1 protein-coding gene is annotated in these 383 nt (G+C 65.0%); it reads left to right on the top strand.

Translation table 11 applies throughout. The annotated features are described in order from the left end of the window. Positions 1 to 383 (top strand): hypothetical protein (locus I6F37_RS44800; protein ID WP_225155101.1); only part of this gene is annotated, 383 nt, incomplete at both ends.

Here is a 383-nt window from a genome sequence, read left to right as displayed (position 1 = left end):
GTCCCGCAAGACGTGGATGCGGTTGCGCAAGAAGCCGCTGCGCGTGAGCTCGATGCCTGCACCTCTTCGCGACCCAATCGCGCCACGGGCCCGACGCAAGCGCCGCTTCTCGACGGCATGCTCGGTGTGGCGCGTCATGCCTGTCCGCAGCGTGAGCTCTCACTCGCCGGCGATGCCTACCTCGTTGCGAGGCCCGAGGACTTCTACGGAAACATCCGCATTGGTGCGCGCCTGAGCGGGAGCTATCCCATCGATCGCAACATCGAGATCTGGGGAAGCATGGAGCTGCTGCGACACCAATCGCTCATCTCCGCGGTGAGCACGCAGTACGTCGGGCTTGGCTATCTCACGCTTGGAACGACCGGCGTGTTTGCGCGCGGGGA

It is taken from the genome of Bradyrhizobium sp. NBAIM08 (assembly GCF_020193935.1).
Lineage (GTDB): Bacteria > Pseudomonadota > Alphaproteobacteria > Rhizobiales > Xanthobacteraceae > Bradyrhizobium > Bradyrhizobium yuanmingense.
The sequence above is the reverse complement of the archived record's forward strand: the minus strand, read 5'-3'. Positions and strand labels throughout refer to the sequence as shown.